The following is a 22,502-nucleotide window of genomic DNA, read 5'->3' as shown; positions in this document are numbered from 1 at the left end:
GAGGGGAGGACAGATGACCGCGCCCCACGACGGCGACGGCGACGACCGCCGCACCCGGGACGACCGCCGCACCCTCGCAGTGATCATGCACACGGCGTTCTTCGTGCTGCTCGGCGCCTCCCTGGCCCGCTTCCTGCTCCGCCATCCCGGCGAGCCCCGCACTCCCTGGGTGGTCGCGCTCAGCGTCCTGCTCGCCGCGCTGTACGTCCTCGGCCCCGCGCTCGGCGCCCGCCTCACCGCCCGCCGCCTGGCCTGGCTGGCCGCGGTCGTCGCCGGCTGGGCGGTCCTCGTCGTGCTCGCGCCGAGCTTCGCCTGGAGCGCGGTGCCCCTCTTCTACACCGGTCTGCGCACCCTGCCCGCCCGCGCCGCCGTCGCCCTCGTCGCCCTGCTCACCGCGCTCGCCGTCGCCGCCCAGCTGGAGCTGGCGGGCTGGGCCGACCCGAACGTGCTGCTGGCGCCGCCGGCCGTGGCGGCGGTGGCGACCGCGGTGTTCGTGGCCATGGAACGCCAGGCGCACCGGCAGCGCGAGCTGATCGACGACCTGGTCCGCACCCGCCGCGACCTGGCCGCCACCGAACGCCGCGAGGGCACCCTCGCCGAACGCGAACGGCTCGCCCGCGAGATCCACGACACCCTCGCCCAGGGCCTGTCCAGCCAGCGCATGCTGCTCCAGGCCGCCGACCGCGTGTGGGAGAGCGACCCGGCGGCCGCGCGCACCCACGTCCGCACGGCGGCGTCGATCGCCGAGAGCAACCTCGCCGAGGCCCGCCGGTTCGTGCACGACCTGACCCCCGCCGACCTGGCCGGGGGCGGCGGTCTGGAGCAGGCGCTGCGGGCGGTCGCCGACCGCGAGTCGAGCGGCACCCTCACCGTCCGCGTCCACACCGAGGGCAGCCCGGCCGCGCCGCTGCCCGCGCTGGTGGAGTCGGCGCTGCTGCGGATCGCGCAGGGCGCCCTCGCCAACGTCCGCGAGCACGCCGGCGCGAGCACCGCCACCGTCACCCTGACCTGCCTCGACGACCAGATCGTGCTGGACGTGGCCGACGACGGCCGCGGCTTCGACCCCGCTGATCCCCGGGGCACCGGTGCCGCCACCGCCCCGTCCGCAGCCGGCCGCGGCCACGGCCTGCCCGCGATCCGCGCCCGGCTGCGCCAGCTCGGCGGCACGCTGACCGTGGAGTCGGCGCCGGGCGAGGGCACGGTCGTCTCGGCAGCCATCCCCCTGGAGCCCCCCTCATGACAGAGCGTCCCGCCGCCCCCGTCCGCATCCTCCTCTGCGACGACCACGCCGTGGTCCGCGCCGGCCTGCTCGCCCTCCTCGGCAGCGCGCCGGGCATCGAGGTGGTCGGCGAGGCGGGCAGCGGCGAGGAGGCCATCGCCATGACGCGCAAGCTCCGCCCCGACGTCGTCCTGATGGACCTCCAGCTCGGCGAGGGCATCGACGGCGTGGAGACCACCCGCCGCCTCACCGCCGGACACCCCGCCCCGTACGTCCTGGTCCTCACCACCTACGACACCGACGCGGACATCACCCGCGCCATCGAGGCGGGCGCGACCGGCTACCTGCTGAAGGCCGAGCGCCCGGAGGAGCTGTTCGCCGCGATCCACGCCGCCGCGCAGGGCCGTACGGCGCTGTCGGCGCCGGTCGCCGGGCGGGTCATGGCCCGGATGCGCAGCCCGCTGCCCGCGCTCACCCCGCGCGAGCTGGACATCCTCACCCACCTCGCCCGTGGCCTCGGCAACCGGGACATCGCCCGCGAACTCCACATCAGCGAGGCCACCGTCAAGACGCACCTGCGCCGCATCTACGACAAGCTCGGCGTCGACACCCGGGCGGGCGCGGTGGCGGTGGCGAAGGAGCGGCGGCTGGTGACCTGAGTGCTGGTTGGGATGACTGGTGCACAAGTGGACAGAGTGATATGAGCTGACTAGTGTCGGAATCGCCCGATAACGCCCGAAACTCGTGAAGTCGCCAGACGGCGCCGGCGAGTGGGAGTCCGCCATGCGCAATCTCAGCAGCAGCAGGAAGAAGACACTCGGCTCGGTCGCGGTCGTGGCCTCACTGGCTCTCGCCGCCCCTGTCGTGGCGACGGGCACGGCCCACGCCGCGACCAAAGTGAACCTCAAGGGAACCGTGAGCTGTGCCCGGTTCGGCGACGACGTCGTCCCGGACAAGATCACGGTCACGCCGCAGAAGGGAAAGGCCGGCTCGGACGACCTGCCCGGGGACGACCCGGTCGAGGAGTACGGGCTCAAGGTCACCGGGATCCCGAAGAACGGCGTCAACGCCACGGCCAAGATCGCCTGCGTGGACAGCGACGACGAGATCCACACGTACACGAAGTCGTTCAAGGTCCAGAAGCCGGCGACCGGCACCCCGCAGGTGGTCAACTTCAAGTAGCGCGAAGCGGGAGGGGAAAACGCCTGAGGGCCGGACCACCGATGTGGTCCGGCCCTCAGGGCTGGCGGAGGATACGAGATTCGAACTCGTGAGGGGTTGCCCCCAACACGCTTTCCAAGCGTGCGCCCTAGGCCTCTAGGCGAATCCTCCGCCGGAAACATTACATGACCGAGGGGAGTGCTCGCGAACTCGATCCCCCCGGTCGGGATCGGGTAGGCTGTGCGAAGCCCCTCACGCGGCGCTATCTGACTGAACTCCCCCAGGGCCGGAAGGCAGCAAGGGTAGGTCGGCTCTGGCGGGTGCGTGGGGGGCGCTTGCGTTCCGGGTCACGTTCCGGGCCGTCCGGATTGTCAGTGGGCGCCTATAACCTCGTAAGCGTGTCGTCTCTCGCGCTGTACCGCCGCTATCGCCCGGAGTCGTTCGCCGAGGTCATCGGGCAGGAGCATGTCACCGACCCGTTGCAGCAGGCGCTGCGGAACAACCGGGTCAATCACGCGTACCTGTTCAGTGGTCCGCGCGGCTGCGGCAAGACGACCAGCGCCCGCATCCTGGCCCGCTGCCTGAACTGCGAGCAGGGCCCCACCCCGACCCCCTGCGGCGAGTGCCAGTCCTGCCGCGACCTGGCGCGCAACGGGCCGGGTTCCATCGACGTCATCGAGATCGACGCCGCGTCCCACGGTGGTGTCGACGACGCCCGTGAGCTGCGGGAGAAGGCCTTCTTCGGCCCCGCCTCCAGCCGGTACAAGATCTACATCATCGACGAGGCCCACATGGTCACGTCGGCCGGTTTCAACGCGCTGCTGAAGGTCGTCGAGGAGCCCCCGGAGCATCTGAAGTTCATCTTCGCGACCACCGAGCCCGAGAAGGTCATCGGCACCATCCGGTCGCGGACCCACCACTACCCCTTCCGGCTGGTGCCGCCCGGCACCCTGCGGGACTACCTCGCCGAGGTGTGCCAGAAGGAGAAGATCCCCGTCGAGGACGGCGTGCTGCCGCTCGTCGTGCGCGCCGGCGCCGGGTCCGTGCGTGACTCCATGTCCGTCATGGACCAGCTCCTCGCCGGCGCCGGCGAGGACGGTGTGACGTATGCCATGGCCACCGCCCTGCTCGGCTACACCGACGGCTCCCTGCTCGACTCCGTCGTCGAGGCGTTCGCCTCCGGTGACGGCGCCGCCGCCTTCGAGGTCGTCGACCGCGTCATCGAGGGCGGCAACGACCCGCGCCGCTTCGTCGCCGACCTGCTGGAGCGGCTGCGCGACCTGGTCATCCTCGCCGCTGTGCCGGACGCCGCCGAGAAGGGCCTCATCGACGCCCCCGCCGACGTCATCGAGCGGATGCAGGCCCAGGCGCGGTCCTTCGGCGCGGCCGAGCTGAGCCGCGCCGCCGACCTGGTCAACGAGGGCCTCACCGAGATGCGCGGCGCCACCTCGCCCCGCCTCCAGCTCGAACTGATCTGCGCGCGCGTGCTGCTGCCCGCCGCCTACGGCGACGAGCGCTCCGTCATGGCCCGCCTCGACCGCATCGAGCGCGGCGTGCACTTCTCGGCGGGCACCGGCCTGCCCGCCATGGGGTACGTGCCCGGCCCCGAGGCCCACGGCCCGGCGCCCGCCGCGCACGGCCCCGCCGCCGGTGGCTTCGCTCCCGCCGCCGCCGGGGGCGCGCCGGTCCCGCCGGGCGGCGGAGCCGCCGCGGCCCGGGCCGCCGTGCGGTCGTCCGGGGGCGGGGCGGGTGCGCCCGGCGGAGACGCCGGCACCGGCTCCGGCGGAGTGCCTGCCGGGGGTCCCGGCGCGGGCCCCGGTGGAGTGCCTGGCGGTGCGCCTTCCGGGGCGCCCGTCGGTGTCCCGGCCGCCCCCGAGGGTCCGGGCGGCGGCGGTACGACCGTCCCCGCGCCCGCGCCCGCGCCTGCCCCCGCGCCCGCCCCGGCCCCCGTCGCCGAACAGCCCACAGCTGCCGCTGCCGCCCCCGGCGCCTGGCCCACCGCCGCCCCCGCGGGAGGCGGCCGGCGCCCCGGCGGCTGGCCCACGGCGGCCCCGGCGGGCGGCGGCGGCGCCCGCCCCGCGACCACCCCAGGCGCACCCGGAGCCCCCGGGACCCCCGGGACCCCCGCCCCCTCCGCGACCCCTCCGGCCTCGGCCGGGGCCGGCACCGCCCGTCCCCAGCCCACTCCGGCCCCCGCGCCCGCCGCGGCACCCTCGGCCCCCGCGCCCGCCCCCTCCGGCGGCCTGGACCCGCGTTCCCTGTGGCCGAACATCCTGGAGGCGGTGAAGAACCGCCGCCGCTTCACCTGGATCCTGCTCAGCCAGAACGCCCAGGTGACCGGCTTCGACGGCACCACCCTCCAGCTCGGCTTCGTCAACGCCGGCGCCCGAGACAACTTCTCGGGCAGCGGCAGCGAGGACGTGCTGCGGCAGGCGCTGGCCGAGCAGTTCAACGTGCACTGGAAGATCGAGGCGGTCGTCGACCCGTCCGGCGGCTCGGCCCCCGCCCCGTCCGGCGGCTTCGGCGGAGGCGGCGGCTACGGCGGCCCCTCCGGCCACGGCGGCTCCCCGGGCGCCTCCGGGTACGGCGGCGGTGTCGCCGCCCCCGCCGCGCCCCGCCCGGCGGCACCCGCGCCCTCCGCCCCGCACGGCGCCTCCGCGCCGACGGCGGCCCCGCATGCCTCCGCGCCCGCCCCGGCGTCCCCGGCTCCGCAGCCGGCCGCCCCCGAGCCGTCGTACGCCGTCGCGCCCGAGGACGACACCCCCGAGGACGACGACCCCGACCTCAACGAGTCGGCCCTCTCCGGCCACGAGCTGATCGTGCGGGAGCTGGGCGCGACGGTCGTGGAGGAGTTCACCAACGAGTAGCGGGACGCCCGCCCGGAGCCGGTTTCGGAGGAACGTACGACAGCCCGGCCCCGGCCCCTTCGGAAGCCCGCACAATCCCGTGCCGCCCGCTCCCGTTAGGCTGACCCCGTGAACGTCCTCGTCATCGGCAGCGGCGCCCGCGAACACGCCCTGTGCCGCTCTCTGTCCCTCGACCCCGCCGTCACCGCGCTGCACTGCGCGCCCGGCAACGCCGGCATCGCCGAGGTCGCCGAGCTGCACCAGGTCGACGCCCTGGACGGTGCCGCGGTGGCCGCGCTGGCCACGGAGCTGGGCGCCGACCTCGTCGTCGTCGGCCCGGAGGCCCCGCTGGTCGCCGGTGTCGCCGACGCCGTGCGCGAGGCGGGCATCCCGGTGTTCGGCCCGTCCAAGGAGGCCGCCCAGCTGGAGGGCTCCAAGGCGTTCGCCAAGGACGTGATGGCCGCGGCCGGTGTCCCCACCGCCCGCTCCTACGTCTGCACCACCGCCGAGGAGGCCGCCGAGGCCCTCGACGCCTTCGGGGCGCCGTACGTCGTCAAGGACGACGGGCTCGCCGCCGGCAAGGGCGTCGTCGTCACCGACGACCTGGAGGCCGCCAAGGCGCACGCCGCCGCCTGCGACCGCGTCGTCATCGAGGAGTTCCTCGACGGCCCCGAGGTCTCCCTGTTCGCCGTCACCGACGGCCAGACAGTCGTCCCGCTCCAGCCCGCGCAGGACTTCAAGCGCGCCCTCGACAACGACGAGGGCCCCAACACCGGCGGCATGGGCGCGTACTCGCCGCTGCCCTGGGCCGACCCCAAGCTGGTCGAGGAGGTGCTGCAGACGGTCCTGCAGCCGACCGTCGACGAGCTGCGCCGCCGCGGCACCCCCTTCTCCGGGCTGCTCTACGCCGGCCTCGCCATCACCTCGCGCGGCGTGCGGGTCATCGAGTTCAACGCCCGCTTCGGCGACCCCGAGACCCAGGTCGTCCTCGCCCGTCTGAAGACCCCGCTGGCCGGTGTGCTGAGGGCCGCCGCCACCGGCACCCTCGCCGACCTGGAGCCGCTGCGCTGGAGCGAGGACGCCGCGGTCACCGTGGTCGTCGCCTCCCACAACTACCCGGGCACCCCGCGCACCGGCGACCCGATCACCGGCCTCGACGAGGTCGCCGCCCAGGACGCCCCGCACGCCTACGTGCTGCACGCCGGGACCCGCCGCGAGGGCGACGACGTCGTCAGCGCGGGCGGCCGCGTCCTGTCCGTCACCGCCACCGGCAAGGACCTCACCCAGGCCCGGGAACGGGCGTACGCCGCGGTCGGCCGCATCCGCCTCGACGGCTCCCAGCACCGCACGGACATCGCGGCGAAGGCGGCGGCGGACGCCTGACGCCCCGAGCCCGCCCCGACTGAACCCCCCAGGCCCCGGATCCGTCTCAGGAACCGGGGCCTGGTCCGTTCCTGGAACCGGGGCCGTATCCGTTCCGGAACCGGGGCCTGATCCTTGCCGTCCGTCATCCACCTCTGACCAAAGCCATTCCATCGAGTGACCGATCGTCCATCCGGCTGACGGGGGCCGGGGCCCCAACTAGGGTGCGGCGCAGCGTTCCGGCACTTGGCCCACCGGCATTGCGATGTCAGTGGCGGGTGCCACAGTGGGGGAGTGAGCAAGACCAGGACAGGCAGCACCAGGACACGGGGGAGGGGGTGAGGTCCGGTCATGACCGGTATGGGTGTGGAGGCGGGCGCGCACGCCGCGCGGTCCCGGGCGCTGGCGGTGCTGCGCATCCGCGGACGGGCGCTGGCCGTGGCGCTGCTGCCGGCCGCCGCCGCCGTGATCCTGCTGGCCGGCGGCAGCACCGGGCACCTCGTGGGCCCGGGCTGGGATGCCGCCCGCTGGGTGGTGTCCGGGGTCGCGCTGCTCGTCCTGCTGGCCGCCGCGGGCGTCGCCCTGGTGGTCGCGCGGGCCCGGCCCGCCGTCAGTCCGACGGTCCCGGTCAGCGAGGAGTCGGCCCCCGATCTGTACCGGATGGTGCGTGACCTCGCCGACCGCCTCGACGTCCCGGCGCCCTCCGCCATAGCGCTCACCCCGGACTGCGACAGCTGGCTGGAGGACCGCACCCACCCGCCGCACGGCCCGCCGGCCAGGACGCCCCACGACCAGCGGGCCCCCGGCGGTGACCTCGCCTCCCTGGGCCGCGGCCACCCCCACCGCCGTACGGCGGCCACGGTGCTGGTCATCGGCTCGCCCTTCCTGTGGTGGATGCGCGTCGGCGAGCTGCGCGCGGTCCTCGCCCCGGTCGTCGCCGGTACGGGCCCGTCCGCCCACCCGGACATAGCGGCCGCCCGCCGTTTCGTGCGGGGCCTGGACGCCACGGTGGCGGTGGCCTCGGCGCCCGGCCGCTGCGTGCTGACCCGCACGGTGTGCGCGGGGCTGGGCTGGGTGGCCCGGCTGCTGCTGCGCAGCTGCCGGGAGCACGCGGCGGAGATGGAGCGCGGGGTCGCGGCGGCGGCCGCGGAGCGCGCACAGGCCGTGGACTACGGCCTGCGGATCGTCGCCCAGGAGCAGGTCGGGCTGGCGTACGCGGGCTGGGACCGGCTGCTGACCCGGGTCGCGCTGCCCGCCTGGCGGATGGGCCGCTGGCCCGCCCGGCTGGACGCGGGCGTGGTGGCGGCGCTGACCGAGCTGTCCCGCCGGGACCGGCTGGCCGAGGGGTTCGCCTCCCGGCTGGGCGAGCGTCCCGCCTGCGATCTGCTGGAGGAGCCCGGCCTGGTCGACGAGGCCGCCTCGCTGCTGGCCGCCCGCCTCTTCCACGGCGGACCGGCGGAGGCCGGCCCGGACTGGGCGCCGGTGGACTGGGACGACTATCCGGAGGAGGTCGTCGACCGCAAGTGGCGCAGCGACGCCGCCCGCCTGCACCGCGTCCTGGACACCCTCGGCATCCGCGACACCACCGGCCACAGCACGGGCGGCAGGACCGACCCGGCCGCACCCGGCCCCCTCCACGGCACGGGCCCCGCCGCCCCCGAGACCGCCCCCGACCCCGCCGCCCCCACCCTCGCCCGGGTCCTCGCCCACCTGTCGGGCCCGCCGGCGCCGCACGCCGAGAACCCCCGCGCCGCCGCCCTCGCCGAGGGGCTCAGCGCCGAGCTGGCCCGCGAGGAGGCCGCCGCGCCGGCCGCCCGCCCGGGCGGCGGGGACGCCGGCCCCGGCAGCGAGCTGTGGGACGACGGGGCGCTGCCGCTGTTCCCCCTCCAGCCGCCGCGCACCCCGCGCGAGATCCTCGCCGACCATGTGACGGCGATGGTGTGCTGCGCCGCGATGGACACCGCGGGCGCCACCCCCGGCCTCGACTGGCTCGACGGCCCGACCCTGCTGCTCGCCGGGGAACGCGCCGCCGATCTCACCCCCCGGGTGCTCAGCCTGACCGAGGACGGCGACCCGTCCCCGCTGCGGGAGTGGCTGACCGCCTCGGGCATACGTCCGGAGAAGCCCGTCCGCCTGGTCTGACCAGGGCCGGGACACCGGAGACCGGAGCTGGCGCTTCCACTTTCGGCCAATTCGCAACGAATAGTGACAGCATGCGTGCGTAATGTGATGTGCTTGGACCGTTCACGCGCATGGCATGGGCTGACGACATAGGACACGGGGGCGTGAGGGAGGGGAGCGACCATGGGTCCGGAGCAGATCCGCCGCTGGGAGTCGGGGGCGCTGGCGCACGCCGTGACGGACCCCTTCGGGCAGGGCCCCGTCCCCTGGCTGCGCGGCGGTGAGACGTACTTCGACGACACCGGCCAGGTCGTCCCCTGGTACGTCGACCCTGCCCCGGACCCCGGCCAGGGACCCCGCACCCCGCGCGTCCCCGCCCCCCGCGGCGCCGGCGCGACCGGCGGCGGCCTGCGCTCCGCCGACGACGTGCACCAGCAGATCAAGGGCTTCATCTCCACCGGCGCGGTCGCCCCCGGCGGGGCCGTCGACTTCCACGTCACCGTGAATCCGCCGCAGGAGTTCACCGTCGACGTGTACCGCATCGGCCACTACGGCGGCGACGGCGCCACCAAGATCATCACCAGTCCGCGGCTCTCCGGCATCGTCCAGCCGCCCCCGCTCGCCGCCGACCGCACGGTCTCCTGCCACCACTGGTGGCTGTCCTGGCGGCTGCAGGTCCCCTCGTACTGGTCCATCGGCGCCTACGTCGCCGTCCTGACCACCGCCGACGGCCGCTACCGCTCCCACATCCCCTTCACCGTCCGCGACGACCGCCCGGCCGACCTGCTGCTGCTCCTGCCCGACGTCACCTGGCAGGCGTACAACCTCTATCCGGAGGACGGCCGCACCGGCGCCAGCCTCTACCACGCCTGGGACGACGACGGCCGCCTCCTCGGCGAGCGCGACGCCGCGACCACCGTCTCCTTCGACCGCCCCTACGCGGGCGCGGGCCTGCCGCTGCACGTCGGCCACGCCTATGACTTCATCCGCTGGGCCGAGCGCTACGGCTACGACCTCGCCTACGCCGACGCCCGCGACCTGCACGGCGGCCACGTGGACCCCACCCGCTACCGCGGCCTGGTCTTCCCCGGGCACGACGAGTACTGGTCGACCGCGATGCGTCGCACCGTCGAACGCGCCCGCGACCACGGCACCTCCCTGGTCTTCCTCTCCGCCAACACCCTGTACTGGCAGGTGGAGCTGGCCCCCTCCCCGTCCGGCGTGCCGGATCGGCTGCTGACCTGCCGCAAGCGCAGGGGCCCCGGCAAGCCCGTGCTCTGGCGCGAGATCGACCGCCCCGAGCAGCAGCTGGTCGGCATCCAGTACCAGGGCCAGGTGCCCGAACCGCACCCGCTGATCGTCCGCAACGCCGACCACTGGCTGTGGGACGCCACCGGCGCCCACGAGGGCGACGAGATCGACGGCCTGGTCGCGGGCGAGGCCGACCGCTACTTCCCGCGCGCCCCGCTGCCCGAGCACGACGAGCGCATCCTGCTCGCCCACTCCCCGTACACCGACGCGGACGGCGCCCTCCGCCACCAGGAGACCTCCCTCTACCGCGCCCCGTCCGGCGCCTGGGTCTTCGCGTCCGGAACGTTCGCCTGGTCGCCCGCCCTCGACCGGCCCGGCCACGTCGACCTGAGGATCCAGCGCGCCACCGCCAACCTCCTCGACCGCATCTGCAAACGCGACTGACCGCGGACGGGCCCCCGGCCCACCGACGACCCCGGACCGACGCCGATGCTCCGCATACGGGAGAATCGAGCCATTGGACAGAACCACGGGGAGGAACCGTGTCCGGATTCGTCGAAAAGCCCGAACCGATCCAGGTGCCGGGCCTGGTACATCTGCACACCGGCAAGGTGCGCGACCTGTACCGCAACGAGGCGGGCGACCTCGTGATGGTCGCCAGCGACCGCATGTCCGCCTACGACTGGGTGCTGCAGAGCGAGATCCCCGACAAGGGCCGCATCCTCACCCAGCTCTCCCTGTGGTGGTTCGACCGGCTCTCCGACCTGATCCCGAACCACGTCCTGTCCACCGAGCTGCCCCCGGGCGCCCCCGCCGACTGGGCCGGCCGCACCCTGGTCTGCAAGTCGCTGAACATGGTCCCGGTCGAGTGCGTCGCCCGCGGCTACCTCACCGGCTCCGGCCTCCTCGAGTACGACGAGTCGCGTACGGTCTGCGGCCTCGCCCTCCCCGAAGGCCTCGTCGACGGCTCCGAGCTGCCCGCCCCGATCTTCACCCCGGCCACCAAGGCCGAGGTCGGCGAGCACGACGAGAACGTCTCCTACGAGGAGGTCGCCCGCCAGGTCGGCGCCGACACCGCCGCCCAGCTGCGCCAGGCGACCCTCGCCGTGTACTCCCGGGCCCGCGACATCGCCCGCGACCGCGGCATCATCCTCGCGGACACCAAGTTCGAGTTCGGCTTCGAGGGCGAGCAGCTGGTCCTGGCCGACGAGGTCCTCACCCCGGACTCCTCCCGCTTCTGGCCGGCCGACCAGTGGCAGCCGGGCCGCGCCCAGCCGTCGTACGACAAGCAGTACGTCCGTGACTGGCTGACGTCGGCCGAGTCCGGCTGGGACCGCAAGAGCGAGCAGCCCCCGCCCCCTCTGCCGGAGAAGGTCGTCGAGGCGACCCGCGCCAAGTACGCCGAGGCGTACGAGCGTCTGACGGGCACGCCCTGGTCGTGACCCGCACACGAAAGGCCCCCGGCACCGACCGGGGGCCCGACGGGCGGACACAGGGCATGCGGCATGCGCGAACGGCATGCGAAAGGCCCGGTCGTATCGACCGGGCCTTTCGTTCTGGAGCGGACGACCGGGCTCGAACCGGCGACCTCAACCTTGGCAAGGTTGCGCTCTACCAACTGAGCTACGTCCGCACTGCGCCGTGGCGCGAGAGCAACTATACCCAACCTCGCTCGCGCGCGAGACGCACTGCCGTGTGCCGGTTCTCCGCGCCCAGCTTGGACACGGCCGAGGAGAGGTAGTTCCGCACGGTCCCCGGGGACAGCGCGGCCCGCTCGGCGATCTCCGCGACGGGCGCGCCGTCGGCGGCGAGTTCCAGCACCTCGGCCTCACGGGCGGTCAGCGGCGAGTCCCCGGCGGAGATCGCGTCGGCCGCCAACTCGGGGTCGACGTAGCGGTTTCCGGCCTGGACGGTCCGGATGATCTCCGCGAGCCGCTGGGCGCTGACCGTCTTGGGGACGAACCCCCGCACACCGGCCGCGAGGGCCCGCTTCAGATGCCCCGGCCGGCCGTGGCTGGTCACGATCAGCACCTGGCAGCCGGGCAGTTCGGCCCGCAGGGATGTGGCGACTCTCACACCGTCCGCGCCGGGCATCTGCAGGTCGAGCACGGCGACGTCCGGCTGGTGCGCCCGTGCCATCGCGAGCGCCTCCGGCCCGCTCGCCGCCTCCGCGACGACCACCAGGTCGTCCTCCAGCGCGAGCAGCGCGGCCAGCGCGCCCCTGATCAGGTGCTCGTCGTCGGCGAGCAACACCCGCACGGTCATATGACGGCCCCCGACGGAACCTCGGAGTCACCGGCCCGCGTCCCGGCGTCCCCGGCAGGCACCCCTGCCCCGGCCTCGCCGACCCGCCTCCTTGCGTCCCCGGCAGGCACCCCGGCCTTCCCCGTCCGCACCCGGGACCCCCCAGCCCCCTCCACCACCACAGCCACCGGCACCTCCGCCACCACCCGGAACCCCCCGTCCCCGACCGGACCCGCGGTCAGCGTCCCGTCGACCGCCGCGAGCCGCTCCCGCAGCCCGACCAGCCCCGAACCGCCGCTCCCGACGACGGCGTCCGCCCCGTCGTTCTCCACCGTCAGCACCGCATGCCCCTCATGCACCGTCAGCCCCACCGTGCAGCGCCGCGCGTCCCCGTGCCGCAGCACGTTGGTTGTCGCCTCGCGCACCACCCAGCCCAGCGCCGACTGCACCTCGGCGGGCAGCCCGGCCGTCTCCCCGGCCACCTCGCAGTCGATCCCCGCGGCCGTCAGCACGCCCTGCGCACCGGCGAGTTCGACTCCGAGGTCGGCCTCCCGGTAGCCGCGTACGACGTCCCGGACCTCCCGCTGGGAGTCCTGCGCGATCCGCTGCACCTCGATCATCTGCTCCACGGCCTCCGGCCGCCCCCGCCGCGCCAGCTGCACGGCCAGCTCGCTCTTGAGCGCGATGACCGCGAGGTTGCGCCCCATCACGTCGTGCAGATCCCGCCCGAACCGCAGCCGCTCCTCGGCGACCGCGAGCCGCGCCTCGACCTCCCGGGCGTGCTCGGCCTCCCACAGCACGGACAGCGTCCAGGCCCCGCAGCGCGCGGCGAGCAGCGAGAACAGCACCCCGAAGGCGGCCACGACACCGGTCAGGAGCACCTCGACGGCAGCGCTTCCGGTCAGAGCGGACAGGGCCATGCACACCCCGCACAGCACGCCGCCCCGCCGCAGGGCCACCGGCATCGGCACGAGGAGGGCGTAGACCACGCCGTACGCCAGGAGGACGGCTCCCAGCAGCAGCCTGCAGGCCACGAAGTCGGCCGAGTCCGTCGCCTGCAGGGCCACGAGGAGCGCGAGGGCCAGGCCCAGCAGCACGGTCGGGACGGTCAGCTGCCGTGCGGGCAGCTTCCGCCGGCCGAGGTAGTGGTCGAGCGCGGGCCGTGTGAGCCGGTTGGCCCACACGCACTGCAGCGCGCCCACCGCCACCAGCAACCCGCCGAGGACCAGCGCGCCGGTGGTGTGCCGCACCCCGCCGACCGCGGGCAGCACCAGCCAGCTGCCGTAGAAGAACCAGGTGGTGCAGTACCAGGTGATCAGGGACTGCAGCTCCACCCGCTCGGCCTTGCTGCGCTCCCGCCAGTGGCGCCGCTGCCACCCCCGTATCCGGCCGAACACCGCGTCCTCCCCTGCTCGTTGTCGGCGTGGTCAGCGCCGGGGCTCCCACCGGAACCACCGCCGTACAGCAAACACCGCGGCCGCCGTCCAGGCCAGTGCCGTCACCAGCGCGGTCAGCGCATCGCCCGCGGTCAGGCTGCCGTTCCAGCCGCCCCGCAGCAGCGTGATCACCGACGTCAGCGGCAGCACCTCGCACACGGAGGCGAGCCGGTCCGGCATCACCTCCAGCGGCACCACGAGCCCCGAGCCGGTCAGCGACAGCAGGATGAACGGCATGGTCGTGACCTGCGCGCTCTCGGTGCTGCGGCTCCAGGACGCGGTGACCGCGGCGAGCGCGGCGCACATCACCACGCCCAGCAGATAGCCCGGGACGACGTAGTACGCGGCCCGGGGCGCGTGCACGTCGAGCAGGACGGCACAGCCGGCGGCCAGTACCGCCGACTGCACGACCGCCGTCGCCACCGCGGGCAGCGCCGACCCGGCGAGGATCTCAACGTCCCGCAGTTCGCCGGTGCGCAGCCGCTTGAGGACGAGTTCCTCGCGGCGGGCGACGAAGACGCCGACCAGCGTGGCGTACACGGCGAACAGCAGGGAGACGCCGAGCGCCGCCGGCAGTACGACGGTGCCGACGCTGAGCCCGGCCCCCCGCAGGTCCATCTCCTGGGCCGCCGAGCGCATGCTGAACGGCAGCGCCAGGGGCACGAACATCGCCGCGAACAACGTGCCCTTGCTCCGCCCGAGCAGGGTGACCTCGGCCCGCGCGAGCGCGGCCATCCGGCCCGCCGGCGTGGTGCCCCGGCCGATCGTCCCGGCGCTCATGCCGCCACCGCCTCTCCGCGCGCGTCGGCCTCGGCCGACGCCTCCCGCGCGATCCCCAGGAACGCCTCCTCCAGCGACGCCGACCGCACATCGAGCCGCCGCAGCTCCACCCCGGCCCGCTCGGCCCACACCAGCACCCCGGTCGCCGCGCGTTGCAGCTCCCGTGTGCGCAGCCGTACGACGCGGCCGTCGACCTCGTGCGTGAGGACCCCCAGCGTGTCCAGCGGCGGCAGGTCCCCGACGAAGTACCCCTCGGGCAGCTCGAAGGAGATCCGGGCCGGCTGAGCCGCCGTGACCTCGGCCGGGGTGCCGGAAGCGGCGATGCGCCCCTCGTGGAGGATCGCCAGCCGGTCGGCGAGGCCCTCGGCCTCCTCCAGGTAGTGCGTGGTCAGCAGCACGGTGGTGCCCGCGTCGCGCAGGGCCCGCACCAGCTCCCAGGTGTCCCGGCGGCCCTCGGCGTCCAGCCCGGTCGTCGGCTCGTCCAGGAACAGCACCTCGGGGTCGCCGAGCAGGGCGAGCGCGAGGTCGAGGCGCCGCCGCTCACCGCCGGACAGCTGCTTGACCCGCACGCCGGCCTTCCCCGCCAGCCCGACCAGGTCCAGCACGTCCGCGTACGGCCGTGCCCCGCTGACGCACCCCGCCCACATCCGCGCGGTCTCGGCGACGGTCAGCTCGGCGGGGAAGCCGCCCTCCTGCAGCATCACCCCGGTGCGCGGCCGTACGGCGGCCCGGTCGGTGAAGGGGTCGTGCCCGAGGACCCGGACGCGGCCCCCGGCCGGCCGGGCCAGCCCCTCCAGCAGTTCCACGGTGGAGGTCTTGCCGGCGCCGTTCGTCCCGAGCAGCGCGAAGACCTCGCCGCGTTTCACGTGGAACGTGATGCCGCGCACCGCCTCGAACCCGCCCCCGTACACACGCCGCAGGTCGGTGACCTCGATCACGTGATCGTGTTCGTTCGCGTTCATGGTTCCAGCGTCCCGGCGCCCGACGGGCGGCGGCAGTGCGCGCTGTCATCGCCGCTCATGACAAATGTCAGAAAGCCGCAGCGCAAAGCCGGGCCGGACAGGGCACGGCACAACGAAAAGACCCCGGTCCCTGAGGACCGGGGTCTCATTCCCGAGCGGACGACGAGGCTCGAACTCGCGACCTCAACCTTGGCAAGGTTGCGCTCTACCAACTGAGCTACGTCCGCATTGCCGCCGACCGGCTCCCACCGATCGGTGCGGGCACCAGCCTACCTGATCCTCCCCCAAGCTCTCGACAAGCTCGAGCAGGGGGGACCCCCCATGAGTGGTCCGGACCGGCGGTGCGGAGCGGGTGACAGGAATCGCACACTGCGCCTTCCCCCTGGAAGGGGGCTGTTCTACTACTGAACTACACCCGCACAACCTCCGTGGCCTGGGCTTTTCGGCCCCGCCCGGCGGCGTGCTCCAGACATTAGCCGATCAGCAGGGGGGTTGCGCAAGTCGCCTGTCCCCAGGGCCCTCTGACGCTCCCTGGGGGCAGGCTCCCGGGGTCTCAACGGGCCGCGGCGAACGCCTCGTAGACCTTCTTGGGGATGCGGCCGCGGGCCGGGACGTCCATCTTGTTGGCCTGGGCCCAGGCGCGGACGGCCGCCGGGTCGGGGGCGACCTCCGTCTGCTGGTACGCCTTGCCGGACTTCGACCGCTTGCGGCCGGCCTCCACGTACGGCGCGAGCGCCGTGCGGAGTTTCCTGGCATTGGCTTCATTCAGGTCGATCTCGTACGACTTGCCGTCGAGTCCGAAGGCGATCGTCTCCGCCGCTTCCGAGCCGTCGATGTCGTCAAAGAGCGTGACCACGACCTTCTGCGCCACGAATATCGGTCCCTTCGTACGGCACGTTCCAATTCATTTGTACAGTGCCCGCCAATGCAAAGTGAAGCTCGACTAAATCTCCCCGCGTGTCCCTCGCGCAATAGGTATGGGGCACCGATCACGGATCTTTCCCGGAAATTTCCGTGAACACCGCCGTCGATGCCTGATCGTGACGCCACTCACGTAGTTTCCTACAAGTCGACGCGCGTAGAAATTTTGTGCGGGTAGTCTGAAGGAACCTGCTCAGCACCACACACCGGGAGTGCCAGTGGCACGCGTCGTAGTCGACGTCATGCTCAAGCCGGAGATCCTCGACCCCCAGGGCCAGGCGGTCCAGCGTGCGCTGCCGCGTCTGGGTTTCGAAGGGATCTCGGACGTCCGCCAGGGAAAGCGATTCGAACTGGAAGTTGAGGGTCCGGTCGACGAGGCCGCCCTCGCCCGCATTCACGATCTTGCGGAGTCCTTCCTCGCCAACACCGTGATCGAGGACTTCACCGTCAAGGTCGAGGAAGTCGCGGAGGCAGCGAAGTGACCGCTCGTATCGGCGTCGTCACTTTCCCGGGATCTCTCGACGACCGGGACACGCAGCGCGCGATCCGCCTCGCGGGCGCCGAACCCGTCGCCCTGTGGCACAAGGACAAGAACCTCCACCAGGTCGACGCCGTGGTCCTGCCCGGCGGTTTCTCCTACGGCGACTATCTGCGCGCCGGGGCCATCTCCCGCTTCTCGCCGGTGATGGAGACCGTCATCGAGCAGGCGAAGGCCGGCCTGCCGGTCCTCGGCATCTGCAACGGCTTCCAGATCCTCACCGAGGCCCACCTGCTGCCCGGCGGCATGCTCGGCAACGACCACCTGCACTTCATCTGCCGCGACCAGAAGCTGCGGGTGGAGAACGCGGACACGGCCTGGACCGTGGACTACGAGCAGGGCCAGGAGATCCACATCCCGCTGAAGAACATGGACGGGCGGTACGTCGCCGACGAGCGCACCCTCGACATGCTGGAGGCGGAGGGCCGGGTCGTCTTCCGCTACCTGGACTTCAACCCCAACGGGTCCCTGCGGGACATCGCCGGCATCACCAACGAGGCCGGCAACGTCGTGGGCCTGATGCCGCACCCGGAGCACGCCGTGGAGCCGCTCATCGGCACCGGCCGCACCGACGGTCTCCCCTTCTTCACCTCGATCCTCAAGAAGCTGGTCAACGCATGAGCCGGACGCCTCTGGACACGGTCGAGCACGCGGCCGCGACCCCCGACGTCGAGCTGCCCTGGGCCGAACTCGGCCTGAAGAAGGACGAGTACGAGCGCGTGGTCGAGATCCTCGGCCGCCGCCCCACCGGCGCCGAGCTGGCCATGTACTCGGTCATGTGGTCCGAGCACTGCTCGTACAAGTCCTCCAAGGTCCACCTCCGCCAGTTCGGCGAGAAGGCCCCCGAGAGCGACGCCCTGCTCGTCGGCATCGGCGAGAACGCCGGCGTCGTCGACGTCGGCCAGGGCTACGCGGTCACCTTCAAGGTCGAGTCGCACAACCACCCGTCGTACGTCGAGCCCTACCAGGGCGCGGCCACGGGCGTCGGCGGCATCGTCCGCGACATCATCGCCATGGGCGCCCGCCCGGTCGCGGTCGTCGACCCGCTGCGCATGGGCGCCGCCGACCACCCCGACACCAAGCGCGTCCTGCCCGGCGTCGTCGCCGGCATCGGCGGCTACGGCAACTGCCTGGGCCTGCCCAACATCGGCGGCGAGGTCGTCTTCGACCCCTGCTACCAGGGCAACCCGCTGGTCAACGCCGGCTGCATCGGTGTGATGCGGCACGAGGACATCCACCTCGCCAAGGCGTCCGGCGCGGGCAACAAGGTCATCATGTACGGCGCCCGCACCGGCGGCGACGGCATCGGCGGCGCGTCCATCCTCGCCTCCGAGACCTTCGACGACGCGAAGCCCTCGAAGCGTCCGGCCGTCCAGGTCGGCGACCCCTTCCAGGAGAAGCTCCTCATCGAGTGCACCCTGGAGGCCTTCAAGGAGAAGCTGGTCGTCGGCATCCAGGACCTGGGCGCGGCCGGCATCTCCTGCGCCACCAGCGAGCTGGCGTCCAACGGCTCCGGCGGCATGCGCGTCATCCTCGACGACGTACCGCTGCGCGACTCCACGCTCTCGCCGGAGGAGATCCTCATGAGCGAGTCGCAGGAGCGCATGTGCGCCGTCGTCGAGCCGGAGAAGGTCGACCGCTTCCTGGAGATCTGCGAGAAGTGGGACGTCATCGCCACCGTCATCGGTGAGGTGACCGACGGCGACCGCCTGGAGATCTTCTGGCACGGCGAGAAGATCGTCGACGTCGACCCGCGCACGGTCGCCCACGAGGGCCCGACCTACGAGCGCCCGTACGCCCGCCCGTCCTGGCAGGACGAACTGCAGGCCGACGACGCGAACAAGCTGCCCCGCCCGGCGACGAGCGAGGAGCTGAAGGACCAGGTCCTGAAGCTGGTCGCCTCCCCGAACCAGGCGTCCAAGAAGTGGATCACGTCCCAGTACGACCACTTCGTGCAGGGCAACACCGTCCTCGCCCAGCCCGAGGACTCCGGCATGATCCGCATCGACGAGGAGACCGGCCTCGGCGTGGCGATCGCCACGGACGGCAACGGCCGGTACGCCAAGCTCGACCCGTACACGGGCGCGCAGCTGGCCCTGGCGGAGGCGTACCGCAACGTCGCCACCACCGGCGCCAAGCCCCTCGCCGTCTCCGACTGCCTGAACTTCGGCTCGCCGGAGGACCCGGCGGTCATGTGGCAGTTCGCGGAGGCCGTGCGCGGCCTCGCCGACGGCTGCCAGCAGCTGGGGACCCCGGTGACCGGCGGCAACGTCTCGCTGTACAACCAGACCGGCGAGGCCGCCATCCACCCGACCCCGGTCGTCGCGGTCCTCGGCGTCATCGACGACGTGGCCCGCCGCACGCCGGTCGCCTTCCAGGAAGAGGGCCAGCTCCTCTACCTGCTCGGCGACACGCGTGAGGAGTTCGGCGGCTCGGCCTGGTCCCAGGTGATCCACGACCACCTCGGCGGCCTTCCGCCGCAGGTCGACCTGGAGCGCGAGCGGCTGCTCGCCGAGATCCTGATCGCCGCCTCCCGCGACGGCATGATCGACTCCGCGCACGACCTGTCCGACGGCGGTCTGATCCAGGCCGTGGTCGAGTCGGCGCTGCTCGGGAACAAGGGCGCCCGCCTGATCGTCCCGGACGGTCTGGACGCGTTCACCTTCCTGTTCTCCGAGTCGGCGGGCCGCGCGATCGTCGCGGTGCCGCGCTCGGAGGAGGTCCGCTTCAACGACATGTGCGGTGCGCGCGGCCTGCCCGCCACCCGCGTCGGCGTCGTGGACGGCGACAGCGTCGAGCTGCAGGGCGAGTTCGAGCTGTCCCTGGAGGAGCTGCGCACGGCCCACGAGGAGACGATCCCGGCGCTGCTGAAGTAACGCCGCTCGTACGACACCGAAGGCCCCGCCCGTTCCGACGGGCGGGGCCTTCGTGCGCGACCGGGCCGGTTGATACCTTCGACGACGGTCAGCGGCGGACGGCGGCACGAGCCGCCACGGCGGCGGGAGTCGAGGGGGAGCGGTGCGGATCCCGGACGGCGTACGCACATCGGTGAACGTCCTGCTGTGTCTCGCGGCCGTGGTCGGCACCGTCTGGAGCGGCCGGGTGATCTGGCAGGTCTGGGACGCCAGACGGCAGATAGACGAGGCCTGCGCGGGCCTCGTGCCGGCCGGACGCGTGCTCGCGCTGTCCCCGGCGGGCGGCACCATCGAGCACCGGCAGGCCGACGAGGGCACCATCCAGCTGAACGACCTGGCAGCCGGCCAGGACTGCGAGATCTTCAGCAGCGAGGCCGGGGAGAAGTACGGCACCGACAGCGGTGAGCGCTGGTTCTTCACCGGCGCGGTCGGGGTGCTGCCGCCGGAGTCCGCGACGGTCGCCGACGACCCGTGGCAGGAACTCGTCGACCCCTTCGGCCACCGGACCTACCCCGCCCAGCCGCTCGGCTCGGGGATCGCGGGCCTGGTCACGGACTCCGGCGTCGTGGTCCAGCTGCCCTGTCCCGAGGGCAGGGCGAGCGGCCGGCCCGTCAAGGCCCTGTGGGCGCGCGCCGAGCTGTACGACCCCGGCCCGCCCTTCACCGACAAGGGCCAGCTCAGCGCCCACGACCGGGACGTCCTCGCCGACACGGCCGTACGCACCGCCAACAACCTCGCCGGACGGCTGGGGTGCGCCGACCGTCTGCCCCCGGCGCCCGAACACGTCCCGGCCCTGACCGAAGGGCCCGTCCCGGCCGCCCGCGCCCAGGGCACCTGTGCCTGGTACGGGAAGGCCGGCTACGCCCGGCAGAGCCGTTACCCGGACCTGGTCCTGGAGAGCCGCACCGACGCCCGGCTGTGGGACGAGAGGTGCGCCCTGGTGCTCAGCGAGGGCCGGGCCTCGGGGCTGTACCTGTCCAGCGCCGATGACCACGACCTGCCCGTGGAACCGAGGCGCCCGGGCCAGTGGTTCGTCTCCCTGCACACCTACTCCGGCGAGGACGCGAAGCACGTGCAGCTGACGTCCACCGACTTCGACGAAGCCCCCGAGCCCGCCGAACCGGGCAAGGCGGGCCGCAGCAGGGAGGAACCCGTCTGGTTCGCCTCGTCCGTCTGCCGCGGGCAGCCCCAGATCCACTCCATGACCATCGCCTACAGCTACGACCGGCTGATGGCACCGGAGATGGCGAAGGTCTTCCGCGCCTACGTCGACGACGTGGTCGAACGCCGCGGCTGCACCCAGGTGACCTTCCCTCCCGCCGCGGATTTCCGGCCGGACCGCGACGGCACCACCGGCGGCTGACCGCGTACGGCGGGCACGAACGCGCCGGAGACGGACGCTAGGGTCACCCCCATGCCGCCCGCCGCCAAGCGCCCCCGCCGCTACGACCCCGCCAAGACCCGTACCGCCGTCCACGCCCAGTTCGGGCACGTGCGGGACGCCGTCCGCACCCTCGGCCCCGAGCAACTCGCGCTGCCCACCCGGCTCGGCGACTGGACCGTGCGGGACCTGGTGGCGCACCTCGGCATGGTGCTGCGGGCGCTGTCCCGGCTCGTCGAGCTGCCCGAGCCCGCGAAGGCGGACGGCTCCCTGGCCGCCTGGCCGGCCGCGATCGCCGCCGAGGCGCCGGACATCGCCGGCTTCGCCCGCCGGCTCGCCGAGGAGCACCCCGACCCGGACGCCTACCTCGCCGCCGCCGAGGACCGCTTCACCGCCGACCTGGCCGCCCACCCCGGCACCCGGCTGCTCGCGACCAGCGGGGGCGCGCTGACCCTCGACGACTACCTGGTCACCCGGACCGTCGAACTCGTCGTCCACACCGACGACCTGAACGCCGCCGTGCCCGGCCTGGACGTCCCCCTGGACCGGCAGGCCCTTGCCGCCTGCACCCGGCTCCTCGCCGACGCCCTCGCCGCCAAGGCGCCCGGCGGCGCCACCGAGGTGCGGATCCCGCCGTACGCCGTCGTGCAGTGCGTCGCGGGCCCCCGGCACACCCGCGGCACCCCGCCCAACGTCGTCGAGACCGACCCGCTGACCTGGATCCGGCTGGCGACGGGCCGGCTGACCTGGCAGGAGGCCGTCGCACAGGCGAAGGTCAGCGCCAGTGGCGAGCGGGCCGACCTCAGCGCGCTGCTGCCCCTGCTGGCCTGACGGAACCTCCCGCTCCACCGCCCCGTCCAAGGGGCATGGACAGGCATCAGCAGCGCAAGGCCCTCGTCGCCGCCGCCGTGCTCGTCCCGCTGGTGGCGGCCTGCGGAAGCGAGCACGCGGGACAGCGCCCCGGCAGCGGCACCGTCAGCCCCGAACCACAGCTCACCGGCACCGACTGGCGCATCGACAGCATCACCACCCACGCCGGCACCGAACACCCCGCCGGCACCGCCCGTCTGCGCCTCGACCCCGCCACCGGGAAGGCCGGCGGACGGCTCGGCTGCAACCACTTCAGCGCCACCGCCACCGTCCGCGACGGACATATCACCCTCGGGTCGCCCACCACGACCCGAATGATGTGCGACGCCTCACTCATGCGCACCGAGCGGACCCTGCTCGGCGTCTTCAACAGTGCGCTCAAGTACCGCATCCAGCACGACACCCTCACCCTGACCTGCGCAAACGGAACGATCATCCAAGCCGTGCCGCGGAAGTGATCCTTTACCGGCCGCCGTCCCCAATTCGGACCAGTGG

19 protein-coding genes, 4 tRNA genes and 1 other RNA gene are annotated in these 22,502 nt (G+C 73.5%); 15 read left to right on the top strand and 9 right to left on the bottom strand.

Annotation, left to right across the window (positions count from 1 at the left end):
- Positions 1 to 13 precede the first annotated feature (13 nt).
- From IE308_RS23355 to IE308_RS23345, 3 genes are all read left to right on the top strand, one after another.
- Positions 14 to 1,240: a sensor histidine kinase gene (locus IE308_RS23355; protein ID WP_190219446.1), complete on the top strand. Its 1,227-nt coding sequence runs from the start codon at positions 14 to 16 to the stop codon at positions 1,238 to 1,240.
- On the top strand, positions 1,237 to 1,878 hold the full coding sequence (locus tag IE308_RS23350; protein ID WP_190219445.1) for a response regulator: 642 nt from the start codon (positions 1,237 to 1,239) through the stop codon (positions 1,876 to 1,878). Before IE308_RS23355 ends, IE308_RS23350 begins: the two co-directional genes overlap by 4 nt.
- 124 nt (positions 1,879 to 2,002) lie before the next feature.
- Positions 2,003 to 2,401, top strand: coding sequence for a hypothetical protein (locus tag IE308_RS23345; RefSeq protein ID WP_190219444.1), 399 nt, complete (start codon positions 2,003 to 2,005; stop codon positions 2,399 to 2,401).
- 62 nt (positions 2,402 to 2,463) lie between these two features.
- Here the strand turns inward: IE308_RS23345 and IE308_RS23340 are convergent.
- Positions 2,464 to 2,551, bottom strand: a tRNA-Ser gene (locus IE308_RS23340).
- Positions 2,552 to 2,623: 72 nt separating this feature from the next.
- On the opposite strand from IE308_RS23340, the gene ffs reads away from it, so the two are divergent.
- The 6 genes from ffs to IE308_RS23310 all read left to right on the top strand — a co-directional run bounded on the left by ffs (position 2,624) and on the right by IE308_RS23310 (position 11,402).
- An RNA gene (gene ffs / locus IE308_RS23335) (signal recognition particle sRNA small type) lies at positions 2,624 to 2,722 on the top strand.
- A 56-nt stretch (positions 2,723 to 2,778) separates the two neighbouring features.
- Positions 2,779 to 5,247, top strand: coding sequence for a DNA polymerase III subunit gamma and tau (locus IE308_RS23330; protein ID WP_190219443.1), 2,469 nt, complete (start codon positions 2,779 to 2,781; stop codon positions 5,245 to 5,247).
- A 108-nt stretch (positions 5,248 to 5,355) separates the two neighbouring features.
- Positions 5,356 to 6,609 carry a phosphoribosylamine--glycine ligase gene (gene purD, locus IE308_RS23325; RefSeq protein WP_190219442.1) on the top strand — a complete coding sequence of 418 codons (1,254 nt, stop codon included), beginning with the start codon at positions 5,356 to 5,358 and terminating at the stop codon, positions 6,607 to 6,609.
- A gap of 330 nt (positions 6,610 to 6,939) precedes the next feature.
- Positions 6,940 to 8,730 carry a hypothetical protein gene (locus IE308_RS23320; protein WP_190219441.1) on the top strand — a complete coding sequence of 597 codons (1,791 nt, stop codon included), beginning with the start codon at positions 6,940 to 6,942 and terminating at the stop codon, positions 8,728 to 8,730.
- Positions 8,731 to 8,892: 162 nt separating this feature from the next.
- Entirely contained in the window at positions 8,893 to 10,404 is a 1,512-nt protein-coding gene (locus tag IE308_RS23315; RefSeq protein WP_190219440.1) for a N,N-dimethylformamidase beta subunit family domain-containing protein, read from the top strand.
- Between the two features lie 98 nt (positions 10,405 to 10,502).
- Positions 10,503 to 11,402, top strand: a complete 900-nt coding sequence (locus tag IE308_RS23310) for a phosphoribosylaminoimidazolesuccinocarboxamide synthase (RefSeq protein WP_110629056.1) — start codon at positions 10,503 to 10,505, stop codon at positions 11,400 to 11,402.
- Between the two features lie 115 nt (positions 11,403 to 11,517).
- On the opposite strand, the gene IE308_RS23305 is transcribed toward IE308_RS23310, so the two are convergent.
- The 8 genes from IE308_RS23305 to IE308_RS23270 form a co-directional block, all read right to left on the bottom strand.
- Positions 11,518 to 11,593, bottom strand: a tRNA-Gly gene (locus tag IE308_RS23305).
- A 23-nt stretch (positions 11,594 to 11,616) separates the two neighbouring features.
- The gene (locus IE308_RS23300) at positions 11,617 to 12,225 is read right to left on the bottom strand and encodes a response regulator transcription factor (RefSeq protein WP_110629055.1); all 609 of its coding nucleotides are present in this window, start codon (positions 12,223 to 12,225) and stop codon (positions 11,617 to 11,619) included.
- On the bottom strand, positions 12,222 to 13,601 hold the full coding sequence (locus tag IE308_RS23295; RefSeq protein WP_190219439.1) for a sensor histidine kinase: 1,380 nt from the start codon (positions 13,599 to 13,601) through the stop codon (positions 12,222 to 12,224). The genes IE308_RS23300 and IE308_RS23295 overlap by 4 nt, the downstream gene beginning before the upstream one ends.
- 30 nt (positions 13,602 to 13,631) lie before the next feature.
- On the bottom strand, positions 13,632 to 14,420 hold the full coding sequence (locus IE308_RS23290) for an ABC transporter permease (protein ID WP_190219438.1): 789 nt from the start codon (positions 14,418 to 14,420) through the stop codon (positions 13,632 to 13,634).
- Positions 14,417 to 15,382 (bottom strand): ABC transporter ATP-binding protein, encoded by a 966-nt coding sequence (locus IE308_RS23285; protein WP_190219437.1) that lies wholly within the window; start codon positions 15,380 to 15,382, stop codon positions 14,417 to 14,419. Before IE308_RS23285 ends, IE308_RS23290 begins: the two co-directional genes overlap by 4 nt.
- Positions 15,383 to 15,536: 154 nt before the next feature.
- Positions 15,537 to 15,609 (bottom strand) — tRNA-Gly (locus IE308_RS23280).
- A gap of 120 nt (positions 15,610 to 15,729) precedes the next feature.
- A tRNA-Gly gene (locus IE308_RS23275) sits at positions 15,730 to 15,801 on the bottom strand.
- 134 nt (positions 15,802 to 15,935) lie between these two features.
- Complete coding sequence (locus tag IE308_RS23270) at positions 15,936 to 16,253, bottom strand: histone-like nucleoid-structuring protein Lsr2 (protein ID WP_110629051.1); 318 nt, start codon at positions 16,251 to 16,253, stop codon at positions 15,936 to 15,938.
- A 268-nt stretch (positions 16,254 to 16,521) separates the two neighbouring features.
- On the opposite strand from IE308_RS23270, the gene purS reads away from it, so the two are divergent.
- From purS to IE308_RS23240, 6 genes are all read left to right on the top strand, one after another.
- Positions 16,522 to 16,785, top strand: a complete 264-nt coding sequence (purS, locus tag IE308_RS23265) for a phosphoribosylformylglycinamidine synthase subunit PurS (RefSeq protein ID WP_103783996.1) — start codon at positions 16,522 to 16,524, stop codon at positions 16,783 to 16,785.
- Positions 16,782 to 17,462: a phosphoribosylformylglycinamidine synthase subunit PurQ gene (gene purQ / locus IE308_RS23260; RefSeq protein WP_110629049.1), complete on the top strand. Its 681-nt coding sequence runs from the start codon at positions 16,782 to 16,784 to the stop codon at positions 17,460 to 17,462. The genes purS and purQ overlap by 4 nt, the downstream gene beginning before the upstream one ends.
- Complete coding sequence (gene purL, locus IE308_RS23255) at positions 17,459 to 19,717, top strand: phosphoribosylformylglycinamidine synthase subunit PurL (protein WP_110629048.1); 2,259 nt, start codon at positions 17,459 to 17,461, stop codon at positions 19,715 to 19,717. Before purQ ends, purL begins: the two co-directional genes overlap by 4 nt.
- A 142-nt stretch (positions 19,718 to 19,859) precedes the next feature.
- Positions 19,860 to 21,119 (top strand): hypothetical protein, encoded by a 1,260-nt coding sequence (locus IE308_RS23250; RefSeq protein WP_190219436.1) that lies wholly within the window; start codon positions 19,860 to 19,862, stop codon positions 21,117 to 21,119.
- Between the two features lie 51 nt (positions 21,120 to 21,170).
- Positions 21,171 to 21,968 carry a maleylpyruvate isomerase family mycothiol-dependent enzyme gene (locus IE308_RS23245; protein ID WP_190219435.1) on the top strand — a complete coding sequence of 266 codons (798 nt, stop codon included), beginning with the start codon at positions 21,171 to 21,173 and terminating at the stop codon, positions 21,966 to 21,968.
- A 35-nt stretch (positions 21,969 to 22,003) separates the two neighbouring features.
- The gene (locus IE308_RS23240) at positions 22,004 to 22,465 is read left to right on the top strand and encodes an META domain-containing protein (protein ID WP_190219434.1); all 462 of its coding nucleotides are present in this window, start codon (positions 22,004 to 22,006) and stop codon (positions 22,463 to 22,465) included.
- Positions 22,466 to 22,502: the final 37 nt, after the last annotated feature.

Source organism: Streptomyces griseosporeus, from assembly GCF_014656055.1.
Lineage (GTDB): Bacteria > Actinomycetota > Actinomycetes > Streptomycetales > Streptomycetaceae > Streptomyces > Streptomyces griseosporeus.
This window is presented reverse-complemented; position numbering and strand designations above follow the sequence as displayed.

Bases quoted from the DNA above. Each gene is read 5' to 3' on its own strand.
- IE308_RS23355 (WP_190219446.1), top strand. From the start codon at position 14: ATGACCGCGCCCCACGACGGCGACGGCGACGACCGCCGCACCCGGGAC.
- IE308_RS23350 (WP_190219445.1), top strand. From the start codon at position 1,237: ATGACAGAGCGTCCCGCCGCCCCCGTCCGCATCCTCCTCTGCGACGAC.
- IE308_RS23345 (WP_190219444.1), top strand. From the start codon at position 2,003: ATGCGCAATCTCAGCAGCAGCAGGAAGAAGACACTCGGCTCGGTCGCG.
- IE308_RS23320 (WP_190219441.1), top strand. From the start codon at position 6,940: ATGACCGGTATGGGTGTGGAGGCGGGCGCGCACGCCGCGCGGTCCCGG.
- IE308_RS23315 (WP_190219440.1), top strand. From the start codon at position 8,893: ATGGGTCCGGAGCAGATCCGCCGCTGGGAGTCGGGGGCGCTGGCGCAC.
- IE308_RS23300 (WP_110629055.1), bottom strand. From the start codon at position 12,225: ATGACCGTGCGGGTGTTGCTCGCCGACGACGAGCACCTGATCAGGGGC.
- IE308_RS23290 (WP_190219438.1), bottom strand. From the start codon at position 14,420: ATGAGCGCCGGGACGATCGGCCGGGGCACCACGCCGGCGGGCCGGATG.
- IE308_RS23285 (WP_190219437.1), bottom strand. From the start codon at position 15,382: ATGAACGCGAACGAACACGATCACGTGATCGAGGTCACCGACCTGCGG.
- purL (WP_110629048.1), top strand. From the start codon at position 17,459: ATGAGCCGGACGCCTCTGGACACGGTCGAGCACGCGGCCGCGACCCCC.
- IE308_RS23245 (WP_190219435.1), top strand. From the start codon at position 21,171: ATGCCGCCCGCCGCCAAGCGCCCCCGCCGCTACGACCCCGCCAAGACC.
- IE308_RS23240 (WP_190219434.1), top strand. From the start codon at position 22,004: ATGGACAGGCATCAGCAGCGCAAGGCCCTCGTCGCCGCCGCCGTGCTC.